The organism is Acidobacteriota bacterium, from assembly GCA_029861955.1.
In the GTDB taxonomy this organism is placed as follows: Bacteria; Acidobacteriota; Polarisedimenticolia; order Polarisedimenticolales; family Polarisedimenticolaceae; genus JAOTYK01.
In genome coordinates, this window is the sequence record JAOTYK010000004.1 from 128,196 (window position 1) to 149,350 (window position 21,155).

Below are 21,155 nucleotides of genomic sequence, written 5' to 3' on the forward strand. Positions count from 1 at the left end.
CGACGGTCTAACCGTCGCCATTTTTTTGCATGGTGTTCGCGCGACGGAACAGATCGAAGAGAAGCTGAATCGCCGTCAGCAGGTCGAGCACCCCCACTGCGCTGACCATCCCACGCGCCCATCCGGTGAGAACCCAACGTCCGGCCCGGGTCGGCAGAAGACCGACGACCGACTGCTTCCAAACCGGGGTCCAGGGAGCGACGATCAGGAAGATTCCGATGACGACGAATGCGTAGAGCAGGAACGCCGTCCCGATGCGCTTATCCAACTTGGCTCCGATAGAATCTTGCCATTCCGGTGCATCCTAGCACCGCAGGCCTGCGCAAAAGGCTACAATTCCGCTCACCATGAACGTACCGCTTCTTGATCTAAAAGCCCAGTTTGCCCCCATCGCGGATGAGATCCGTGACGCCATCGATCGGGTGGTCCGCTCGCAGATCTTCGTTCTCGGCGAGGAGGTGTCGTCCCTGGAAGACGAGGTCGCCGCCTACACGGGAGCGACGCATGCCATCGGCTGCGCTTCGGGCACCGACGCTCTGATCCTTGCGCTTGCCGGACTGGACATCGGTCCCGGAGATCGGGTCCTGACGACGCCATTCTCATTCTTCGCGACGGCCTCGTGTGCCTACAAGGTCGGCGCTCGTCCAAGTTTCGCCGACATCGATCCCGAAACCTTCAACCTGGATGTCGATGCCGTGGATGACGCGATCGACGGGTCGACCCGTGCGTTGCTTCCGGTCCATCTCTTCGGGCAATGCGCGGACATGACGAGGTTGACGAAACTTGCCGCGCGACACGAGTTGCCCCTGATCGAAGATTCGGCGCAGGCGCTCGGTGCGCGCTACCGACTGGACGGAGTCGAGCGACACGCCGGCGCGATGGGCGCCGTTGGCTGCTACTCGTTTTTCCCGACGAAGAACCTGGGCGGCTTTGGCGACGGCGGGATGATGGTCACCTCCGACGGCGACCTGGCCGACAAACTTCGACAACTCAGAGTCCACGGCGGCCAGCAGATGTACCGCCATCGCTGGGTCGGCTGGAACAGCCGTCTCGATGCTCTGCAGGCGGCGGTCCTTCGGATCAAGCTTCCCCACCTGGATCGCTGGTCGACGGGTCGTCGCGAGAACGCCGATCGTTATGATGCCGGACTCGCCGCCGCGGGCCTGGTGGAGAAGGGCGCCGTTCGCCTGCCGGTGCGAACCGACGACGCCTTCCCGATCTTCAATCAATACGTCTTACGGGTCGAGCGACGGGACGCGCTTCGAGACCACCTCAATCAGGCCGGGATCGGCCACTCGGTCTACTACCCGGTCGCCCTGCACCTGCAAGAGTGCTTCGCGGAACTGGACTACCGACAGGGAGAGTTCCCCGTCGCCGAGCAGGCCTGCAAGGAAGTGATCGCGTTGCCGGTCTACCCCGAGCTAGGGGCGGAACAGCAGGAGCGGGTCATCGCTGAGCTGAAGGCGTTCTACGACTAGGGCAGCAGTTCGCTGGCGACACTCTCGTCACTGTCGAACGCGGCGAGCGTCAACGCCGACGCGGCCACCACGGCCACGACGGACCACACCTTGGCGGCGGGAGCCAGACCGGCCCACCAGCTACCCAGACTGTAGTCGGCCGTCAATGCTTCGTTGCGATCGTGGGTCGTTCCGTTCATCAATTTCAGATCCCGTCGAGCCAGCTCGCGGGAACCGAGCTTGACCGGAGGTGCCACCACCGGCGCGAATGTCCCGGCGTCCGACTCGATCCCGAGGGCGTACTCGCCTTCGGCGACCGCGCTGAAAGAGTAGCGACCCTGCTCGTCCACGGCGGACTCGGAGACCGCGGTGCCGGACGGGTCGATCAGATGGACGCTGAAGCCCGTGGCCGGGGTTCCGTCCACACCGATGACAAGTCCTTCGATCGCGCCCGTCGGAGCCGAAGGTGCGGCGGAAACCGGGAGCACAAACAGGCTCAGGGCGATCATCAGCGTGAAACTCGTTATCCGTTTTGCGGTTGCGTACATGGTTCCTCCAGCCCGCATCGGGGGTCGGGCGGGCCTATCATTCTTCGGTCGTCCTTGTCATCACAACGCTTCCTGGGCGGCAGGTCAAGTCCCTTTTTCGATCGCTTCCGGTTCGACGAAGATCTCGGAGCGCCGAAAGAGCGGATAGAACGGATAAGCGGACAGAGCCTCGGTCCCGCCCTCTTCACGATCGACCAGACAGATCACGGCCGCGACACGGTGACCGGCGGACTCCACCGCCTCGATCGCTCGCAGCGTCGAGCCTGCCGTGGTCACCACATCGTCGACCACCACCACGGAGCTACCGGGCTCGAGGTCCCCCTCGATCTGACGGCTCGTGCCGTGCCCCTTGGCCTCCTTGCGGACGATGAAGGCCGGAAGCGGGCTGCCGATCTCGTAGCTGAGCGCCGCGATCGGGCAGACGATCGGATCCGCCCCTAGGGTCATCCCGCCGATGGCGTCGGCCTCGATCCCCTCTTCGGTCATCCGATCGAGGATGGCCCGAGCGACCCGGAAAGCCCCCTCGGCGCGAAGGGTCGTCTTCTTCGAATCGAAGTAGTAGCGGCTCTTTTTCCCCGAGACGAGGGTGAAATCGCCGAACATCAACGAGTGCTTTTGTAGCAATTCTCTCAGTCGCGCCCGGTTCTCCCGGGAATCCACCTGGGACACGTTCTCTCCCCTTTAGACTCAACGCTTTTAAAATCAACTAGTTAGCGAGACATCGGCGATCGGGTCGTCAACACCTTGCCGGACAGCAATCCATCTATGCACGAATTCTCACAAATCCCTTGATCCCATGGCCACTCTCTTCTATGTTTGGCTTGGCGTCCAGCCGGAAAACCCTTATTTCCGTTAGGGTCGTGGAGAAAAATATGATGAAGGGTACCCCCGTTTCCCGTTCTCTCGCCGTCCTGGTCGCCCTGGCGCTGACCGTGTTCGGCCTTCCCGTCTTCGCCGAGGACGGTGTCAGCCTCACCGGATCCGTGCTGGAGTCCAACTCGAAGACCCCCATCGGCCGGGCGACGGTCCATGTCGGCGACCCGGTCACCGGTGAGGTCTACTCATCGACCGTCACGGCAGACGATGGCTCTTTTAGCATCGATCCCGTTCCGGCCGCGACCTATCAGATCGCCGTCCAGCGGAACAACCGATTGTACGTCGTTGACACCCCGCTCGAGCTGGCTCCCGGGGAGACCCGTAGTGCCACACTGATGGTCGACGAGGAGATCGCCCCTGATCCCGGTACGGCGGCGGCGGCCTCGTCCGGCGGAATCTGGAGCAACCCGATGTTCGCCTCCCTGCTCGTGATCGGTGGCGCCTTCGTCCTCGGCATCGCCATCGACAGCGTGGTGGACGATGACGATCCCAACACCGTGACCAGTCCGTCCTGATCGGACCATGACCGAGGTCACATCGTCGTCTCGCCCGGGCGGTCAACTCTTCGACTACTGGCGGGTTCTCGTCCAGCGTCGTGGGGTCATCGCCACCTGTGCGGCCGTCGCACTGGTCGCAACCGGGATTCTCAGTTTCCTGGCCACACCGAGCTATACGGCGACGACCACCATCGAGATCGAACGACAGTCCCCGGAGATTCTTGAGTTCACCGATGTCCTCGGGGTCGACCCGGCGGGCTACAAGGACTTCTACCAGACCCAACATCGGATCCTCCAGAGCCACACGGTGTTGCGGTTGGCTGCGGAAGAGACCGACCTGATCCATCACCCCTCCTTCGTCGAACGGAAGGGGTCGCCGCTGAGTCGCGGGATCGGAGTCGTTCGATCCTGGCTGGGGTCCACCCCAGAGAATCGAAATCCCCAGGATCCAGCCATCGACTTCATTCGGGACGGCCTGCGGGTCTCCCCCATTCGCAGCAGCCATCTGGTGCGCATCGCGATGGTCGATCGCGATCCGTCGCTGGCCGCCGAGCTCTCCAATGCCGTCGCCAGCGCCTACCAGCGGTTTCAGATGGATGCCCGCTACGACACCACCGGCAAGGCCAAGGAGTTCCTGACCAAGGATGTCGCTCGGGTCCAGGGCGAGGTCCTCGCGCTGGAACGGCAACTCCAGGCCTACGGCGCGGACAAGCGAATCTTCGGTCTCGGTGAGAACAGCGACAACATCTCGGAGCAGGCGCTTGCCGATCTGAACGTCCGAGTCACCGAGGCTCGCGGGCGTCTGGCCGGCGCATCCGCTCGCGACGATGCGGTTCGCGAGGCCGACCCCGAGGCGTTGCCCGAGGTCCTCAATAGCCCGGTGATCAGCCACCTATCCCAACAGAACGCAGGGCTTGAGCGTCGCTACGCCCAGATGGCCGAACGCTTCGGCCCGTCCTGGCCGACGTTGGTCGAGTTGCGTGAAGAGTTGAGCCAGTCTCGCACCCAGCTGTCCCGGCAGTCGGCGGACATCGCCAGCCAGGTCCGGGCGGCGGCAGGGTCGGAACTGGGACGCGCCGCCACGGAGCTCGAGAATCTGGAGCGCGAGCGGACCCGGCAGGAGAACGAGGTCCAACGGATTCGTGGCGTGACGATCGAGTACGCGGGCCTGCAGCGTCAGATCGAGACCAAGCGCAAGGTGCTGGCCAGCCTGGTTGAAAGGCAGAGCGAGACGGAGACGTCCTACCGACTCAAGGACACCAGCACCAGCAATATCCGTGTGGTCGACCTGGCGGAACCGCCACGGAGCCCAACGAGCCCGCGCAAGGCAATGAACATGTTGATCGCGTTGTTTCTCGGCGCGGCCATCGGCTGCGGGATGGCGTTTCTGATCGATCACATCGACAACAGCGTCAAGGACGAGAACGAGTTGGCCCGCGTGTCCGGCTTCACGGTCTACGGCCACGTCCCCGTGGCGCAGCCACTCCGATTGGTCGACAATGCGGGCACGGGTTCGGGCGCGATGCCGACCACCAGCCTGGACATGGCCAGCCATCTGGATCCGCGTTCGGGGTTCGCCGAGGCGTTCCGCAACCTGCGGACCGCACTGTTGCTCGCGGCACCGGATCATCCGCCGCGTCACGTGGTCGTCACCTCCAGCGAGCCGATGGACGGCAAGTCCACCGTCGCCCAGAACCTGGCCATCGTGCTGACTCAGCTGGGTCGCGACGTCCTGCTGGTCGATGCGGACATGCGTCGGCCACGACTTCACAAGACACTCGAGACACCCAACGATGTCGGACTCTCGAGTCTTCTCAGCGGAAACGCCCCGCTCGACGGCCTGATCCAGAACACCGCCATCCCGCGGCTGAGTGCGCTCCCCAGTGGACCCATTCCGCCGAACCCATCGGAGCTGCTCGGTTCGCCGGGGCTCCAGGCGATGCTGGTGGAGCTGGGAGACCGCTTCGATCACGTGATCTTCGATGCGCCCCCCGTTCTCTCGGTCACGGATTCGGTCATCCTCTCAACCCGCATGGACTCGACCCTGGTGGTCGTACGATCCGGCGTCACCAGTCGTGACGCGCTGGCGCAGAGTGCGGCCCGACTCAGTCAGTCTCGCTCCAACACCATCGGCGCGGTGCTGAACGCGGTCTCCCACGAGAGCAACTACTACTACGGTCGCTACGGTCGGTCCGGTGGCGACGGGCGGTACGAGGAAGACCCGCAGGAAACCGGCCCGACCGACGGTAGTCGCGCCGCCGGCTAGTGACGCACACTCGCCTGCCCTGCTCCGGAATCCGACGCGCAATCCGCTTCGTGCTGATCGGCTTCCTCCTGTCGGTGGCGCTGCCTTTCGGTGCGGTCGGTCCGACATCGGTCTTCGTCGTCCAGAGCTTCGGGCTCCTACTCGGCGTGCTTACCTTGACGCTGTGCGTGCTTCGCCCTGAACTGAAGCCGACGGCTCCCCGCTGGCTCCTGATCGTTCCCTGGTTGATGGTGGCGCTGGGACTTCTTCAACTGGTGCCCCTACCGGATGGCGTGCTTGAGATACTGGTCGGCAAGAGCCACGCGCTACGCCAGAGTGTTGCGGAATGGCAGGGCATGGAAGCGGTCCTCCCACGAACACTGAGCTCGGTCCCAGCCGAGTCTCTCGATGCGACTCTGCGGCTGCTGGCCTACTGCGGTATCGGGCTCGCCACCATCGTTGCCTTCCGTCGTCGACGGGATCTACGACTCCTCGCGTGGGGTATCTGCGGCGCCGCGACTTTTCAGGCGGCCTACGGCTCGTACGAGTTTCTCTCCGGCCGACAGCAGATCTTCGGTTACGTGAAACGGTTCTATCTCGAAGATGCCAGTGGGACATTCATCAATCGAAACCACTTCGCCAACTTCCTTGCGATCTCGCTTCCGTTCCTGTGGTTCCTGCTGCTGGAATCGCTCACGACCCGGGAGGCCGCCTCGACGTGGAAGCAACGGATTCTGCGGTGGACACAACGGGAGACCCTCCGTCGCTGGACCCTGCTGGTCTGCCTGTCCATCGTCTACGTCGGACTTGCCCTGTCCAATTCGCGGGCGGGCCTGATCGCCGGGTCGCTGGCCACGGCCCTTGTGTTGTTCGGCAGCGGTCGGCGGCGAGTCGTCGTCACGGTGGTGCTCATCGCACTCCTCGTGCCCACCACCTATCTGGTAACCCGCCAGGAACTGACGGTGGGAGAGCGGTTTGTCGAGCTGGAAGACAACTTGCGAAAACCCGGTGGTCGTCCGACGGTCTGGGCCGCCACGACCCAAATCGTCCGAGACGCGCCGGTCTTTGGAGCCGGCGTCGGAGGGTTCGAGTGGGTCTTTCCGCTCTACCGACCGGCCACGATTCGCACCCACTGGGACCACGCGCATAACGACTGGCTGCAGCTGGCCGCAGAGACCGGGCTCGTCGGTCTGGGCCTGGCGCTCCTGTTCTTCCTGGGGCTGCTGGTTGCGCTGGGTCGCGCCGAGAAGATCGACGAGACCGCGACCCGTCTGCGTGGCGCCATCGTGGCGGCGATCCTGACGACCGGCTTCCATGCATGCTTCGATTTCAGCCTCAGGATCCCCGCCAATGCGACGTTTTTTGTCGTTGCGTGTGGCGCGGGACTGGCGCTGCTGGGAATCCGTAACCCCGCGACCGCCCGACGTTTCAGAGCGAGCCAACAGGGGTCATCCCGGAAAACACAGAAAACAATTCCAGTCATTGAATCCGGGGAATAATCCAGTAATCTCTATGCACCCGGTTGTATCCCCCGGAGGCCCGACCCCGGCCTCCCGTACCAATTCGAGGAGTGATGGATGATGGGCTCTTCCCGATACCCTTCCGACAAACTGGTTCTCGCACTGCTGCTGGCAGTCGTCCCGGTTCTATTCCTTTCCGGCTGCAGCGACTCTGCGACCGCCGTTTCGACGGAGGATTCGCAGACCGAGAGTGAAGCGATGACAAGCAGCGCACGGGTCGCGTACGTCGACCCCGACACGGGAAAGCTGACCTACAAGAAACCACGAACTCGAAGCGGTCGAGAGCCTCTGCAATTGGATCCCCAATTCGTCGAGTCGATCAGCTTGCGAGCCGACACGGTGAAATTCAGTGAGTCCAACGACGGGATGATTACCGCCGAGAAACCCGGCGGCTTCCGATCGGCCTACGTCGCCACCATCGACGCCGACGGCAAACTTCAGACGACTCACGTGACGGCCGGCGCTCCCGAAGAGCAGGAGGTCGACGATGCGCAATAAATGGCTGATCGTTCTCGCCGTCTTTCTCTCGCTACCGGCGTTCGCCGCCAAGATCACCGTGGTCAACCTCAACGGCCCGGGTGAGGGCTTCAACGATGCCACGATGGTGACCGGGGTTCATGGCAACGACGGTACGACCCTCGGCGCCCAGCGCCTGAACGCGTTCCAGGCGGCCGCCAACTACTGGGGTTCCAGACTCGCCAGCGATGTCGAGATCAAGATCGATGCGATCCTCGAACCCCTGCCTTGTGACCCGAATTCTGCGGTCCTGGGCTCGGCCGGCGCCAACTCGATCTCGCTCAATTTTCCCAACGCACCGGTTGCCGACACCTGGTACCCCGCCGCGCTGGCCAGCGCGCTGGCGGGATTCGATGTTTCGATGAGCTCCGACCTGAGCGCCAGCTTCAACAGCGACATCGATGACGACGATCCCAATTGCCTCACGGGCATCGGTTGGTACTACGGCATCGCGGTGGAGGCCCCGGGGGGAACGACCAGCTTTTACGACACCGTCCTGCACGAGATCGGCCACGGGCTCGGATTCGCTACGCTGGTCGATTTTGCGACCGGCGAAGAATTTGGTGACCCGATGTTCGGGTTCTTCCCCGACATCTTCGAAAGTTTCCTCGAAGACCACAGCCTCGGCTCGCTCTGGCCCTCGTTGAGTAATGCTCAGCGGGTGACCTCGGCCGTGTCCACCGGCGAATTGCACTGGGTCGGTCCCTCGGTGGCCAACGTCTGTCAGACCGTTCAGGCCGGGACCAGCGGCACCCATGTCGACATGTATGCACCCAATCCTCTCGAGGGCGGTTCGTCGGTCAATCACTTCGATGAAGGGATGGATCCCAACGAGTTGATGGAACCGGTGGCGACGACGACGTTCCAGGATCACCTGGTCCGTGCTGCCATGGAAGACATGGGTTGGCGCGGGGTGGTCCTCCAGACCCGCTCGGCCGGCGACGTCGACAATGACGGGACGGAGGATGTCGCCGTCCTCGCCGGAGACTTCGAGAAGGCCTTCAACCTCGTCTTCGTCTTCAGCGGCGACGACGGCTCGGAGATTTCCAAGATCTTCTTCCCGACGGCTTTCGCCGCCAAGGGCATGGAGATCCTGCCGAGCTTTGGCGGAACCGTCGCCAACGAAGTCGCAGTGTTGATGCACAACCCGGTCACCGGGGAGAATCTCGTCCGGGTCAAGGATCTGTCCAGCGGCGCTAACTTGAGCCTCATCACCTACTCCGACTCGCTGTACGTCGTCGAGATGGAGATCGTGCCGAACTTCGGGGGAAGCGCAGCGTCTGAGATCGCCCTGCTGGTTCGGGAGCGGGGCGGTCTCAACCTGAACCGGGTGATGATCAAGGATGGCTCCAGCGGAGCACTTCTACAGACGATCTACTTCCACAACACGTTCATCAGTTTCGACATCGAGGTTGTCAGCGACTTCGGCGGCACGGCGGCGGCCGAGATCGCCATCCTCTCCCGACGCTGCATTGACCAGGTGGTCCGGGTCGATACCCGTGATGCGTCCAGCGCGGCGTTGCTAAGCCGGATCTTCTTCCCCACCGACCAGGTCCCGCTGGACCTCGAGGTGCTACCGGACATCGGTGGCGTCACCGGAACGACCGCCGACGAGTTGGTCGTCCTCGGTCGCCGTCCGACGGATAACTTCGTCAAGATCAAGGTCAAGGACGCGTCCAACGGTGTGATCCTGACGGATATCAACTACTCATCAACGGTCGAGCCTCTGGATATCGAGATCATGGCGGACTTCGCCGGGACCAGCTCGGCGGAGATCGCTCTACTGGGCCGCAAACCAAGCAATGGCTTCGTCGACGTCAAGATCAAGGACGGCACCAGCGCCGTTCTTCTCGAGCAACTCGTCTTCGCCGACACCCGGTTGCCCTATGACCTGGGGATTCTCTCCGACATGGACGGGGGCGGAAATGACGAGGTCAGCGTGATGACGTTACGACCTAGCGATAGTCAACGACGGCTACCGATCAAGGATGCGATGGGGACCCTGCTGTGGTCCATCGAGGTGCCCTAGCGGTCGATCGTCGTGACGATCTGATGGTAGAGATCGATCGCCTCGTCGAAGCGGCGCCGTAGGTCGGCGTCGCCCTCGACGCGGGCTCTCAGTTCGCTCTTCAGGTGACGACGGTGGTCGGAGGGTCGCCCCACCGTCGCCTCCGTCACTGACGCGCTTCCCGTGTCTTCGCGATCCATCCTTTCGACCTCCGCAAACACGCGTCGGACGTTGTCCTCGCTGTGGACAAACGATCGAAACGACGCCCCGAAACGACGGTTCAGCCGCTCGACCACCGAACCAAAGTCCCGGGTCACCTCCTCGAAACGTCCCAGAACGAAGTGCGGTCTGAGATCGAAACACGAACGATAGAAACGGGTGTACTCGCGGACGGCCTGATGGGGCTCCCACTCGGGGTGCCGGATCACCGTCGACAGAACCGCGTCGTGGGGATGCCGAATCAGCAGGATCGTCGGCAGGCGGCGACGAGCGGCGGCGAGAATCTGCGCCGAGACATGGAGGTGACGGGCGATCCGGACCTCTCGCCCCTGGGCCAATTGGAAGGCCGCGGCGGCAAAAGTGTTCCCGGAACGGGGGTAGCCCTCGATCACGACCTCCGTCTTCGGGCCCACGGCGAACGAGGCCTTGCGCCCACGCAGGCGGATGAGGCTGTGAAAGAGGAGCGGAGACTGCCCCAGAAGCGCTCGCAACTCGTACCGCAGGTTCAAAGTCACCGATCTATTTGAACATACGACCTCCGCGAGGGCTGCTATAATCCGCGCCCATGAAAATACTTATTTCCGGTGGAAACGGTTACGTCGGTCGAGAGTTGTCACGGCTTGCCGTCAACGAGCACGAACTCTGCATCCTCGACTCGCTGCATTACGGGTACAACCGTTTCGACGAGGCCGAGCGAGACCGCTTTCGACTCGAGCAAGTCAACCTGACGGACAACGCTGCCGTTGCCCGGGTCATCAACGACTTTCAACCACAGGTGATCATCAACCTGGCGGCCATCCACTACATCCCCGAGTGTGAGGAGACCCCCTCCATCGCCGTGGCCACCAACGTCTCCGGGACGGTCAACCTCCTCGCCAATGCGCCGCGAGGCTGTCGCTTCGTCTTCGCCAGCTCGGGTGCAGTCTACGCGCCGGCCGAAGGGCCCCATGGCGAGGAGACCTCCGAGATCGCGCCGCAGGATATCTATGGCTGGACCAAGCTGCAGGGCGAGCAGTACCTGCGGTATCTCGTGGCCCGTCGTGGACTCTCCGGCGTCATCATCCGCCTGTTCAACGTCATCGGCCCGGGCGAGACCAATCCTCATATTCTTCCGGAGATCATCGCCCAGCTGAAGTCCGGTCGCCGGACGCTCCAACTGGGCAATATCGAACCGCGTCGCGACTACATCGACGTGTCCGACGCCGCCCGCGGCTTCCTTCGCGCTGCAACCATCGGTGAGATGGATGAGGGCGAGGTTCGAGTCGCCAACCTTGGAACCCAGCGGCAGTATTCGGTGCGCGAACTACTCGACCGACTTCGCGCCGTGACCGGCGCCGAGTTCGACATCGAGCTGGATCGAGCCCGGTTGCGCGCCAGCGATCGACCGTCGTTGTTGGCGGATCGGACACGGATGGCGGAGTGGTTCGACTGGACTCCGGGGTACGAGATCGATCAGACGCTGGAACGCACCTGGGCGCAGCCCGATCTTCCGCGCAGCCTCATCCAGAAGTACCCGCCTGCCGAATGAAGATCCTCGCCGCCGTCGTGATCCCGCCGCATCTGTCCGTGAGCGGCGCGGTGACGGCAGCCCTGGCGTTGAGCGAGGCGATCGCCGACACCCAGCAGGTCGATATCGCCCTGATGGCCTACGACGAGAGCACGTCTTCGCTGGGCAAGGCACGGTTGCTACGCCGCCGCGCCCGGAACCCTCTTCGTTGGACTCGGGGGATCTTGCCCGATCGATTTCGCACGTTGTTCTGGTCTTCGGATATTCCGCGGCTGGTCGCCCGCGGCGCCTACGACCTGGTCCACCTCCACAACCCGATCCCCGCCCTCGAGCTTCGACGCATCGCTCGAGCATGCAAACGAGCCGGAGTTCCGTACGTCATCTCGACTCACGGTTTTGTCGAAGTCGCCGGTGGCGCCGGGTCTTATGGTCTGAGGGGCGTCCGTCGTGTTGCCTGGGATTGGTTCGTTCGCCGCCCCTTCGAGGAGGTGGTCCGCAACGCCTCACGCCTGCTGGCCCTGTCGCCCGAGGAGCGGCCGATCCTTCATCGGCTGGGTGTTCACGACGACGACATTCGCATCGTGACCAACGGCGTGGACGCTGCAACCTACGACGCCGTGCCCGACGCCGACCTCGCCGCGTTTCGCGATCGGTTTGACCTGCCGAAACCCTCGGCCATGGATCCGCCGGTCTGTGCGTTCCTGGGCAACCACACAAGTAACAAGGGCATCGATGTGCTGCTCGACGGGTTCTGCCGACAGGACCTGCCGTTCCTGTTGGTCGTCGGGGGTATGATGAAACCGCACAACGTCCGCTACGACGACTACGCGAGCCATCGCGATCCAGGCTGCCGACAACGGATCGTGTTCACCGACCTGCTGGAGGATCGCGAGGCCCGTGCGTTGATGCGACTGGCGGATCTGTTCGTCTTCCCGACCCGTGCCGACACCCTTCCATTGGTCATCCTCGAGGCCATGGCCAGTGAGACAACCGTGCTGGCGACACGCGTAGGCGGGATCCCCTACCAGATCGACGAGACCTGCGGACGCCTGATCCCACCCGGCGATCCGGACGCGCTGGGACAAGCGTACCGCGATCTGTATGAACGTCGCAGTGAACTGTCGAGACTCGGACGGTCTGCCAGAGCCCGGGTCGAGAGCCGCTTCTCGTGGCCCGCATCGGCGACGTCCGCGATGGCTGCCTATCGGGAGTTGGTTTCGGACTGACGGAATCGGTCGTGGGCCACGGCCAGACCCGAGAAGGCCAGGGTCGGCACGACCACGAACGCGTAGTGCAGGGTGTTGTCCGTGATCGACGTCAACAGGACTGCGATCACCGCGAGGAATGCCGCAAGGTTCCAACGCACGCTATCCGCGGACCCCGCGTTCACGCCATCACGCCATCCGCGCCAGTGGTAGTGGACCAGAGAGAACCACGCGAGCATGAGCAGGACGACACCCACGGCACCGAGGTCATGAAACGCCTGCAGATACTCGTTGTGAGGATGGGCGGCATCGCGTGGTGCCGATATCGCCACATCTGCCACAACAATTCTTGCATTCCCCGGACCCCAGCCGAGTAGCGGTTGCTCGAGGGCGCTGTCCCAGACGTAACTCCAGCGCTCCGCACGACCCATCGTGTTCAGCGACGTGAAGGAGTCCGACAACGAGCCGGCACCGTCGAAGAAGAACCGTTGATGGATTGCCGGAACATAAGCGATCAGGAGCGCGCAGATGATGACGGCCATCACACCGCCGACCAACAGTTGACGACGTTTGTTGGGGTTCACTCGATGGACGGCCAGTAGAAGAATCCCGACCACGGCGGCCGTCCGCGACATCGTGAAGGCGATCAGCCCCAGCGCCAGCAACGCGGACGCCCGGGACACCCCACGCCACCGCGGTGAGATGGGTGCCCGCCAGATCGCGAGCGACGCGGCCAACGCGGTCAACAGGAATAGACTGGTGCCCCGTGGCGCCAGGACTCCGTAGGGACCCTCCAGCGTCATCTGTTCGTTGCCGGTTGCGAAGAGAACCACGTAAAGCGCGAACAACAGCGCGACACTACCGATCATCGTCCCACCGACCGCACGTGAAACGACGTCTACACGCCGTGCGGCATACCCCGCGACGAAGAACCCACACAGCCACGGCAGCGTGTAGAACAGGACATCCTTCAACCCCTCCGAATGGTACGCCGTCGTCCAGCGCAGCAGGACCGCAGCGATGAACAGCGTCATCGGCAGATAGGGTCGAATCTGCCTCATTTCTTTGAGATGGATCACGATCAGAACGGCCAGGAATCCGGCCACGAAGATCCAGCGAAGACCGGAGACGGTCATGTCGGTGGAACCCACCCTCAGCAGATCGAACGGCGTCTTCAATCCGGAGATCGCCGACCCCAGGAGCACGAACACGAGGAACGCCGTGGGACGCGCGAGAAACACGCCTGCGGCAATCCCCAGCGCGACGAGAGCGGCGACGAACGGTAGCAGGCTTGAGGATGCGAACGAGAGACCGATGGAAACGAGCAGACACAGTCCGATCCCGAACGCGTAGACCCGCGCGAGGGATGTGCCACCGGTGTGAGCGGACTGTACGTGGCTCGTCACGGCTCTCCGGTGAGGCTCCTAGACGGCCCGATTGCGGGACAGGAGCACGAAAGGGGTCACCGCCATGATGGCGAGATCCATGCTTGTGCTGCGACGCTCAAGATAATACAGGTCGTACTGAATGTTGTCGTGGATGCTGAATGCACGATCAGCGCTGATCTGCCACAGGCCGGTGATCCCGGGCTTGACGGACAAACGTTGGCGCTGGATGTCGTCGTACCCGTCGACGACGAACGGCATCTCAGGCCGAGGCCCGACAAGACTCATCTCGCCTCGCAACACGTTGAAGAGTTGCGGTAGCTCGTCGATGCTCGTGCGACGAAGCAAGGACCCGACACCAGTAATCCGCGTGTCGTCATGACCCGTCGGATGACGACCGTAGGCCGGCGCGGTGGTATGCATCGTCCGCAATTTGAAGATCGTGAAACGACGCCCGTCGTGCCCGACCCGCTGCTGCTTGAAGAGGATCGGCCCCGGCGAACTCACCCGAATGAGGAGGGCTCCCAGAACCAGCAGCGGGGCGCTGGCGATCAGCGCCAGACCGGCTCCAGCCAGATCGACCACTCGCTTGATGACGCCGTAGAAGCGTGTCGCCGACGGCAGGCGACGGGTGAAAACCGGCATCCCGGCGACCTGCCCGAAGCGCAGTGTCGAGAACAGTAGGTCGCCGGCACTCGGGACGAAGAAGTACGCAACTCCCCGCGACTCGAGGAGACGAATGATTTCGGTGATGCGGCTCGAAGGTGCGGAGGGCATCGCGATGAACACGGCGTCCGGACGGGTCATGCGGAGGGTCTGATCCAGGGCCTCCTCGCCACCGAAGACCGGAACGCGGTCGCCGTCGACACCGGGCGTGACCCGGATCTCGCTGGCACCGAGCGACGGGTTGTCATCGATGAAACCGATTGGCGACAGACCGAGTTGGTGTTCGTCACGAAGGTGCTGGGCCAGCAGTCGCCCGGTCTCTCCGGCTCCGTAGATCAAGACGTTGCGTGTCCGTGTCTCGCGATTGCGTCGCCGGGCCTGCAGCTTCCAACCCACGAACCGCTGCGCCACCAGCGCGAACACGGTCATCGGCCCGAACATCACCAGCGTCAGGCGAGAGAACTCTCCGAACTTCGCAAAGAACGAGACGCCGAGTGTCAGGAGTACGCCGGCGCCGACGCCGTGAAGAATCTTCTTGATCGCCTCGATCCTGAGTAGGCCAAGCTCATCGCGATACGCGCCGTAGGCCTGCAGGGCGAAGACCGTGAGGGCGGTGTAGGACGCGATGACCCGCAGGTAGAGATCCGGATCCCAGTGACGGCGACCGACACCAAGAGCCAGGTAAAGACCATAAGTCGCAACGACAGCCAGCAGCACCGTGACGATGTCCGCGCAGACCAACGAGAGCTGCCAGCGCAACTTCGGGCTGAGATGGACGGCCTTTGCCGCACCGGGTGTGGGCGAGTAGCGCGTGACCTGTGGCGCCGCACCGGGAACCGCCATCACTCACCGTCCTTGTTTTCGATGACGGGATAACGGGTGATGCCGCAGACCTGTCGGATGCCGTGGAACAGAAACAGCGTGTTGTAAACGAGGTAACGACGCCAGAGACGCCGGGGCTCCTGGATCAGGCGAAAGAGCCATTGCAGGCCGGCGCGCCGCATCCATCGCGGCCCCTCGGACTTGATCCCGGCGAGAAAATCGAAGGCCGCACCGACGCCGACCAACAACGACGGCCGAAGGGCTTGCCGATGTCGGGCCATCCAGAACACCTGGGCGGGCGCGCCCAGCCCGACCCACACGATATCCGCCCCGCTGGCGTTGATCTCATCGAGGATCTCTTGTTGTCGTTCAGGTCCCGGGTCGCCGAAGGGCGGTGTCATGGCGCCCGCAACCCTCAGGTCCGGGTTCATCGCGCGAGCCGCTTCGACGAACTGGGCGGTGATCGCTTCGTTGGCGCCACCGAAGAAGTAGTGCCGGGTCTCTCGATGTCCGGGGTCCGTCAACACCGCCCGCAGCGTGTCGGGTCCGTAGACTCGCTCGACGGGATGCGAGGTGCGAAGACGTCCCCACCAGACCAGGGGCATGCCATCGGCGGTCTTCAACCAGCTGCCGGCGACGGCCTCCTTGAAGGCCGGATCCCTCACGGCCTCGACGACATCGTTGACGGTGCAGACCGAAACGTAGCCCGTGCGACCCTCGGCAATATGTTTGGCGAACAGCCGTACCGATTGCTCCCGGGTCAGCGCGGATATGCGAGTGCCGAGAACGTTATAGCTCTCCACCTCGGAACAGACCTGTGTTCCGTTGGAGCTGTCCAGACAGGTTGCATGGATGTTCATTCGGATCCGTCCGCGTCCCACTCGCTTCAGAACCACTAAACGGTTTATAATCTGATGGATAGGGAGAACGATGTCAACTGCAAAGCCACCGAGGGCAGCGGGGCCGGGCCGCTGGGTGCTGGGGGTTGCGATCCTGGTCGTGGGAACGCTCTCCCTGGCCGCATCGTGGGAGAGGCTGCGGGTTCAGAGGGATCCGTCCCACCCATCCGCGTCTCGATTCACATCGCTGATCGCGCCGTCCCCCAAAAGGTTGGCCGAACGGGTGGACCGCAACATTAAAGTTGCTGTCGCGGAATTGGAGGACGCCAACCTTCCGCCTGCGGACCGACTGGCAGGATTTGAAGCGGCACTTCGGGAGGCCGAGAGCCTGATCCAACGTGGACTGGAGGCCCATCCTCTCGATGCCGACGCCATCGCCGAACTGGCGACGCTGCACTGGGAGTTGGCGACCCGCAAGGACGATCCCGTCCGTCGACAGGCCGTCGCCGGCATGGATCTGGCCGCCTCCCTGGCCCCGTCGGTACCGGGAGTCCAGCGTCGCCTCGGAAGCCTGCTGCTCTCCATGGGTCGACGAGACGAAGCGCTCCAGACGTTCCGACGCTCGCTGGAGCTGTCGCCGCGTCTCGCACCGGGTATCGCCAGCGACCTTCGGGTCCAACTCTTCCCGCTGGACGAATTGATTCGGACGTTCCCGCCCTCGTCGGAGCTCTTCGTCGCCCTCGAGCCGTGGGCCCGGGAGACCGGCCAGACGGCGAAATTGACGACCGCGGTCGTGGACCATCTGGAGGATCGTGGCATCCACGCCGACGAGCCATTGATCCGGGTGTGCGGCAAATTGCTTCTCGGTGACGATAACGCACGAGAGCTTCACGATTTGCTCGCGGCCGTCCCACCCCTCGTGACGGTTCAGGCACGAGCGGAACGAGATCGGCAACGATCCCGTGCGTTGATGGGACTGGGACGACACGAAGAGGCGCTGGCGGCGGCTCGATCCGCCCGCGAACAGCTGCCCCAGGCGACACGGTATGCGGAATTTCTGGCGAGCACGCTGCTGGAGCTGGGTCAGTTCGATGACGCGATCGAGGAGGCCCATCGATCGCTGAGCCTGGCGGCAACGGGGAACGATCCCCTCACCCGGGCAAGGCTCTACACGTTGCTCGGTCGTTCGGAGGAAGCCCGCGGAGAATTTGACCGTGCGTACGACGCCTACGCACGCGCGACGAAACTCTCACCGGACTACGACCCGGCCCGGCGCAACCTGGATCGGCTGCGATCCCCGGCCTCGGCTCAGACCCAATGACCCAGATCCCTCCCGACGATCGTCGCTAGACGCGCGTTGTGGGGCGCGTAGTACCGGCACAAGAGCCGCCGGGTCTCCGCCGCCAGGGGCGGATAGACGAACGGTTGTTCGTGCCGAAGGACGAGGGGCGTGGTGATTGTACGACGAATCGGCTCACGGATACGTTCCGGCACCAGACGTTGGTAGATCCGTTTCAGCCGCGAGTCGTGGGCCAGAAGCGTCTTCTGTAATGCGGGGTAACGGGGCATCGCCGCCTCGTTGTGTCGCCGGGTCGACCATCGTTCTTCCGGGATGGGATCGATCCCCAGCCAATCCGTCAATCGATCCAGCGTCTCCCGCGGCCGATCCCGCAGATCATCGCTCAGCAACAGCGAGACCTGTTCGCGTCCGAACAGGCGGATGTACGGCTCCAGTTGGTCGGCGTAACATCCGTTGCGTCGATAGGTCATCGCACGCGCCGCCTGATCGTCGGGGACGTCGGATTCGTCCTCGCGTCGTAACGCCTCCTCGAAGGTCTCGGACTGCTCCCATCCGGTGCGTCGATGATGCCAGTAGGCCGAGTAGGCGCGATCGATCGGATTTCGAAGCGCCGCGACGATCTTCATCTGCGACGAGTACTCGTGGACTCGTTCGGCCGCCCCCTCAAGGAACATCATCCCGACGTAACTGAGACCGCGCGCCGGTTCGTCCTCCGCCTTTCGGTAGTGTCGGTCCAGGATCCGAGACGCCCGCGCGAACGACGCCGCGGTGCCAAAGAGATCGATCTCCTTCTGGTCGGGAAGGAAGACCGACGGATGGAGCGCGAGGGATCGATGGAGGGAGGTCGTCCCGGACTTCTGCGCCCCCACGATCAAGAAATTGAGCTGGCGATCCATCAGGCGCCTCGATAGTCAAAAACCGTTAGGATGACCCTGCCATGCAACCACCATCGGCCACGGATGTCGAGATCTGGCACGTCGGCCCCGGCTCGGACCGACGCGGCGGGATCGTTCACGTCATCCACACCCTGATCCAGGCCCAGTCTGCGGCCTGGCCCGGACGTGTGCATTGGCTGTCCACCTCCACAGACGGCGGGCCACTGGTCAAGTTCATCTCGTTCGCGACGGCCTGCGTGCGGTTGGTGGCCCTCTTGCTACGGCGGCGCGACCGGATCCTGCTCCATGTCCACACCTCTCACGGCAACAGCCTCGCGCGTAAACGGGTTCTGCTTCGAATCGCGCGGCTGTTCTCGACGCCCGTCGTATTGCAGGTCCACAGCGGTCTTCTGGCGGAGCAAATCGCGACACAGGGCCCCGCGAGTCACCCGCTGACCGTGGCTGCCGGCGGTGCCCGGGTGTTGCTGGGATTGACGTCGGATCTTGCGCCCGCGGCCGTTGCGGCCGGTATCCCGTTTCATCTCGTTTTTAATGCCGTCGAGCCGCCACCGACGGATGGGCTCTCAGGTCCCGATGCAAGCGAACCGACGCTGCTGTTTCTGGCGGGCCGCGGCCTCAGGGAGAAGGGCGCGTATACGCTGCTGGAGGCTCTCGCCGCGTTGCCGCCGGACCGTCCCTACCGTTGCGTCATCGCGGGCCCGGATCCGATGGACGAGCTTCGGCAAGAGGCACGCAGACTCGGAATTGCTGGGCGTATCGAGTGGGCGGGCTGGGTCGATGGCGAGGAGAAGGCGAACCTCCTGCGTCGTGCCGATCTGTTCGTCCTGCCGTCGCTTCGCGAGGGGCTTCCGATTGCGCTCCTCGAGGCGATGGCGTGGGGACTCCCGTGCGTCGCGACGCCGGTCGGCGGCATCCCCCGCCTGATCGCGAGCGACGACGTCGGTTGGTTGGTTCCGGCGGGTGACGCCGGCGCGTTGTCGGTAGCCATTGATCGACTCCTCTCCGATCCCGTGCTGCGAACGACCCTCGGAACGGCCGCGCGACGAACGATGATGGAGTCCTGTACGCCCGCCGTGGTCGCCCGCTCCCTGGAGGCGATCTACCGTCAAGCGTTAGGCGGCGGCGATCCACGATGAACGATCTGGTCTGGGTCACGTCGGTCACGGATCGGCTCCGATCATGGATTGCAGCCAACGGCCCCACCGGTAGCGACCCCTACGACGCGCTCAACAGCCCGCTGGCCACGCTCGTCTCGCCGTTCGGCAAGTGGGGTCGAATCCTCTTCCTGCAGGGAGCGCGGCGAGCCGGTCTCTCACGCCGACTACTTCGGGTGCCCGCGACCGTCAATGCGAAAGGCGTCGCGCTGCTGGCCCACGCCGAGCTGGAGCTTGCCACGGTCCGCGACGATGAACGGATCGCCGGCGACGGTCTTGCGCGGCTTCGCTGGTTGAGAGCCAACGCCGTCGGTGATGAATCGGGACCCCTCGGATGGGGCTACCCGTTCGACTGGGCGGCGCGAGCGTTCTTCATCCCACGCGATACACCGTCGGTCGTCGTGACCACGACGGTCGCCGACGCGTTCCTGGCGGCGGGGCAACGACTCCCGCAGGGGCGTGACTGGGCCCGACAGTCTGCGCGCTTCGTCACCGACAGGCTTCGACGGACCGAGGCCGGCGAGACCGTTTGCTTCAGCTACACGCCGATCGATCACAGCTGCGTACTGAACGCCTCGTTGCGAGGTGCGTCCCTGCTGGCAGCCTTTGACGAGCCGGATCTTCGTGACCTGACTCGCCGAGCGACCCGTTTCGTCCTCGACCAACAGCGGGACGATGGATCCTGGCCGTATGGCCTGGCGATTCATCACCGCTGGGTCGACGGGCACCACACCGGATTCGTTCTGCGCGATCTGGCCTCCATCGCCCGGCACCTCGATTGGGAGCGCCCACTGGAAGCCGCCCGGCGCGGGCTGGAGTTCTATCGACGACGACTCCTGGAGGACGACGGGCGGCCTGTTCATCGCCTCCATCAGCCATGGCCCGCGGATATCCATGCGGCGGCCGAGGCGATCCTCGTGATGACGGATCCCCTCCTGGCCTCGATGATCGAGGACGGCCCGACCCGGGCCCTCCGCACCCTTCGCTGGACCGTCGACAAGCTGGGCCGCGAGGACGGTGCCTTCGGCTACACCCATCGCCCCGGCCGGACCGACCTCACGCCTCATTTACGCTGGGGGCAGGCGTGGATGCTGCGAGCGCTGGCAGCCCTGGAACGATCGCTGGCGAGTGTCGGCTAGAATACGCGCACCGCAGGTGCTCTGCGGGTGGACGGGATGACACGGTGCACGATCAACGCAGGCGAAGGCTTTTCGGCGTCATGGTCGATGTCGTGGACATGGACGGCGCCGTGTCTGCCTGTCGTCAGGCAATCACATCCCGGCAGGCGACCCAGCACGTCGTCCTGAATGCGGGCAAGGTCGTTCTCATGCGCGACGACCCCGAACTGAAGCGAATCGTCGGCGACTGCCAACCGGTCCACGCGGACGGGATGGCGGTCGTCTGGGCCGGTCGATGGCTCGGTGTGCCGTTCCCGGAGCGGATCGCCGGCATCGACCTGATGGAACGACTCTTTCATGAGGCCGAACGGGAGGGC

General features: G+C 63.9%; 20 protein-coding genes. 12 read left to right on the forward strand and 8 right to left on the reverse strand.

What is annotated here, in order from left to right; genetic code table 11:
- Positions 1 to 7: 7 nt before the first annotated feature.
- On the reverse strand, positions 8 to 268 hold the full coding sequence (locus tag OES25_03160) for a hypothetical protein (GenBank protein ID MDH3626636.1): 261 nt from the start codon (positions 266 to 268) through the stop codon (positions 8 to 10).
- 79 nt (positions 269 to 347) lie between these two features.
- On the opposite strand from OES25_03160, the gene OES25_03165 reads away from it, so the two are divergent.
- A complete protein-coding gene (locus OES25_03165; protein ID MDH3626637.1) occupies positions 348 to 1,478 on the forward strand; it encodes a DegT/DnrJ/EryC1/StrS family aminotransferase in 1,131 nt (376 codons plus the stop codon).
- Here the strand turns inward: OES25_03165 and OES25_03170 are convergent.
- A complete protein-coding gene (locus OES25_03170; GenBank protein ID MDH3626638.1) occupies positions 1,475 to 2,005 on the reverse strand; it encodes a carboxypeptidase-like regulatory domain-containing protein in 531 nt (176 codons plus the stop codon). The two genes, OES25_03165 and OES25_03170, sit on opposite strands and share 4 nt — an antisense overlap.
- 84 nt (positions 2,006 to 2,089) lie before the next feature.
- On the reverse strand, positions 2,090 to 2,674 hold the full coding sequence (gene pyrE / locus OES25_03175) for an orotate phosphoribosyltransferase (protein MDH3626639.1): 585 nt from the start codon (positions 2,672 to 2,674) through the stop codon (positions 2,090 to 2,092).
- 203 nt (positions 2,675 to 2,877) lie between these two features.
- On the opposite strand from pyrE, the gene OES25_03180 reads away from it, so the two are divergent.
- From OES25_03180 to OES25_03200, 5 genes are all read left to right on the forward strand, one after another.
- The gene (locus OES25_03180) at positions 2,878 to 3,396 is read left to right on the forward strand and encodes a carboxypeptidase-like regulatory domain-containing protein (GenBank protein ID MDH3626640.1); all 519 of its coding nucleotides are present in this window, start codon (positions 2,878 to 2,880) and stop codon (positions 3,394 to 3,396) included.
- 7 nt (positions 3,397 to 3,403) lie between these two features.
- Positions 3,404 to 5,644, forward strand: coding sequence for a polysaccharide biosynthesis tyrosine autokinase (locus OES25_03185; protein MDH3626641.1), 2,241 nt, complete (start codon positions 3,404 to 3,406; stop codon positions 5,642 to 5,644).
- The gene (locus OES25_03190; GenBank protein MDH3626642.1) at positions 5,644 to 7,122 is read left to right on the forward strand and encodes an O-antigen ligase family protein; all 1,479 of its coding nucleotides are present in this window, start codon (positions 5,644 to 5,646) and stop codon (positions 7,120 to 7,122) included. The genes OES25_03185 and OES25_03190 overlap by 1 nt, the downstream gene beginning before the upstream one ends.
- A 78-nt stretch (positions 7,123 to 7,200) precedes the next feature.
- Positions 7,201 to 7,641 carry a hypothetical protein gene (locus OES25_03195; GenBank protein ID MDH3626643.1) on the forward strand — a complete coding sequence of 147 codons (441 nt, stop codon included), beginning with the start codon at positions 7,201 to 7,203 and terminating at the stop codon, positions 7,639 to 7,641.
- On the forward strand, positions 7,631 to 9,688 hold the full coding sequence (locus OES25_03200; GenBank protein MDH3626644.1) for a hypothetical protein: 2,058 nt from the start codon (positions 7,631 to 7,633) through the stop codon (positions 9,686 to 9,688). Before OES25_03195 ends, OES25_03200 begins: the two co-directional genes overlap by 11 nt.
- Here the strand turns inward: OES25_03200 and OES25_03205 are convergent.
- Positions 9,685 to 10,401 carry a hypothetical protein gene (locus OES25_03205; protein MDH3626645.1) on the reverse strand — a complete coding sequence of 239 codons (717 nt, stop codon included), beginning with the start codon at positions 10,399 to 10,401 and terminating at the stop codon, positions 9,685 to 9,687. The two genes, OES25_03200 and OES25_03205, sit on opposite strands and share 4 nt — an antisense overlap.
- Positions 10,402 to 10,451: 50 nt before the next feature.
- Between OES25_03205 and OES25_03210 the strand changes: the two genes are divergently transcribed.
- Positions 10,452 to 11,414 (forward strand): NAD-dependent epimerase/dehydratase family protein, encoded by a 963-nt coding sequence (locus tag OES25_03210; protein MDH3626646.1) that lies wholly within the window; start codon positions 10,452 to 10,454, stop codon positions 11,412 to 11,414.
- Positions 11,411 to 12,619 (forward strand): glycosyltransferase family 4 protein, encoded by a 1,209-nt coding sequence (locus OES25_03215; protein MDH3626647.1) that lies wholly within the window; start codon positions 11,411 to 11,413, stop codon positions 12,617 to 12,619. Before OES25_03210 ends, OES25_03215 begins: the two co-directional genes overlap by 4 nt.
- On the opposite strand, the gene OES25_03220 is transcribed toward OES25_03215, so the two are convergent.
- From OES25_03220 to OES25_03230, 3 genes are read right to left on the reverse strand one after another with little or no spacing between them, the layout of a single operon-like run.
- A complete protein-coding gene (locus OES25_03220) occupies positions 12,595 to 14,004 on the reverse strand; it encodes an O-antigen ligase family protein (protein MDH3626648.1) in 1,410 nt (469 codons plus the stop codon). The genes OES25_03215 and OES25_03220 overlap by 25 nt on opposite strands.
- A gap of 18 nt (positions 14,005 to 14,022) precedes the next feature.
- Positions 14,023 to 15,492, reverse strand: a complete 1,470-nt coding sequence (locus tag OES25_03225; GenBank protein ID MDH3626649.1) for a sugar transferase — start codon at positions 15,490 to 15,492, stop codon at positions 14,023 to 14,025.
- Positions 15,492 to 16,331 carry a WecB/TagA/CpsF family glycosyltransferase gene (locus OES25_03230; GenBank protein MDH3626650.1) on the reverse strand — a complete coding sequence of 280 codons (840 nt, stop codon included), beginning with the start codon at positions 16,329 to 16,331 and terminating at the stop codon, positions 15,492 to 15,494. Before OES25_03230 ends, OES25_03225 begins: the two co-directional genes overlap by 1 nt.
- 70 nt (positions 16,332 to 16,401) lie before the next feature.
- Here OES25_03230 and OES25_03235 point away from each other — a divergent pair, with 70 nt between their 5' ends.
- Complete coding sequence (locus OES25_03235) at positions 16,402 to 17,631, forward strand: tetratricopeptide repeat protein (protein MDH3626651.1); 1,230 nt, start codon at positions 16,402 to 16,404, stop codon at positions 17,629 to 17,631.
- Here the strand turns inward: OES25_03235 and OES25_03240 are convergent.
- A complete protein-coding gene (locus OES25_03240; protein ID MDH3626652.1) occupies positions 17,619 to 18,506 on the reverse strand; it encodes a sulfotransferase domain-containing protein in 888 nt (295 codons plus the stop codon). The genes OES25_03235 and OES25_03240 overlap by 13 nt on opposite strands.
- Before the next feature lie 41 nt (positions 18,507 to 18,547).
- Here OES25_03240 and OES25_03245 point away from each other — a divergent pair, with 41 nt between their 5' ends.
- The 3 genes from OES25_03245 to OES25_03255 all read left to right on the forward strand — a co-directional run.
- Positions 18,548 to 19,642, forward strand: a complete 1,095-nt coding sequence (locus OES25_03245; protein MDH3626653.1) for a glycosyltransferase family 4 protein — start codon at positions 18,548 to 18,550, stop codon at positions 19,640 to 19,642.
- A complete protein-coding gene (locus tag OES25_03250) occupies positions 19,639 to 20,799 on the forward strand; it encodes a hypothetical protein (GenBank protein ID MDH3626654.1) in 1,161 nt (386 codons plus the stop codon). The genes OES25_03245 and OES25_03250 overlap by 4 nt, the downstream gene beginning before the upstream one ends.
- A gap of 44 nt (positions 20,800 to 20,843) precedes the next feature.
- On the forward strand, positions 20,844 to 21,155 hold a 312-nt coding region (locus OES25_03255), incomplete at its 3' end, for a WecB/TagA/CpsF family glycosyltransferase (GenBank protein ID MDH3626655.1).

What these genes read in the sequence shown, in the direction of transcription:
- OES25_03250 (MDH3626654.1), top strand. Translation starts at nt 19,639, where the DNA reads ATGAACGATCTGGTCTGGGTCACGTCGGTCACGGATCGGCTCCGATCA.
- OES25_03235 (MDH3626651.1), top strand. Translation starts at nt 16,402, where the DNA reads ATGTCAACTGCAAAGCCACCGAGGGCAGCGGGGCCGGGCCGCTGGGTG.
- OES25_03230 (MDH3626650.1), bottom strand. Translation starts at nt 16,331, where the DNA reads ATGAACATCCATGCAACCTGTCTGGACAGCTCCAACGGAACACAGGTC.
- OES25_03225 (MDH3626649.1), bottom strand. Translation starts at nt 15,492, where the DNA reads ATGGCGGTTCCCGGTGCGGCGCCACAGGTCACGCGCTACTCGCCCACA.
- OES25_03215 (MDH3626647.1), top strand. Translation starts at nt 11,411, where the DNA reads ATGAAGATCCTCGCCGCCGTCGTGATCCCGCCGCATCTGTCCGTGAGC.
- OES25_03240 (MDH3626652.1), bottom strand. Translation starts at nt 18,506, where the DNA reads ATGGATCGCCAGCTCAATTTCTTGATCGTGGGGGCGCAGAAGTCCGGG.
- OES25_03180 (MDH3626640.1), top strand. Translation starts at nt 2,878, where the DNA reads ATGATGAAGGGTACCCCCGTTTCCCGTTCTCTCGCCGTCCTGGTCGCC.
- OES25_03170 (MDH3626638.1), bottom strand. Translation starts at nt 2,005, where the DNA reads ATGTACGCAACCGCAAAACGGATAACGAGTTTCACGCTGATGATCGCC.
- OES25_03185 (MDH3626641.1), top strand. Translation starts at nt 3,404, where the DNA reads ATGACCGAGGTCACATCGTCGTCTCGCCCGGGCGGTCAACTCTTCGAC.
- OES25_03195 (MDH3626643.1), top strand. Translation starts at nt 7,201, where the DNA reads ATGATGGGCTCTTCCCGATACCCTTCCGACAAACTGGTTCTCGCACTG.
- OES25_03165 (MDH3626637.1), top strand. Translation starts at nt 348, where the DNA reads ATGAACGTACCGCTTCTTGATCTAAAAGCCCAGTTTGCCCCCATCGCG.
- OES25_03245 (MDH3626653.1), top strand. Translation starts at nt 18,548, where the DNA reads ATGCAACCACCATCGGCCACGGATGTCGAGATCTGGCACGTCGGCCCC.
- OES25_03200 (MDH3626644.1), top strand. Translation starts at nt 7,631, where the DNA reads ATGCGCAATAAATGGCTGATCGTTCTCGCCGTCTTTCTCTCGCTACCG.
- OES25_03210 (MDH3626646.1), top strand. Translation starts at nt 10,452, where the DNA reads ATGAAAATACTTATTTCCGGTGGAAACGGTTACGTCGGTCGAGAGTTG.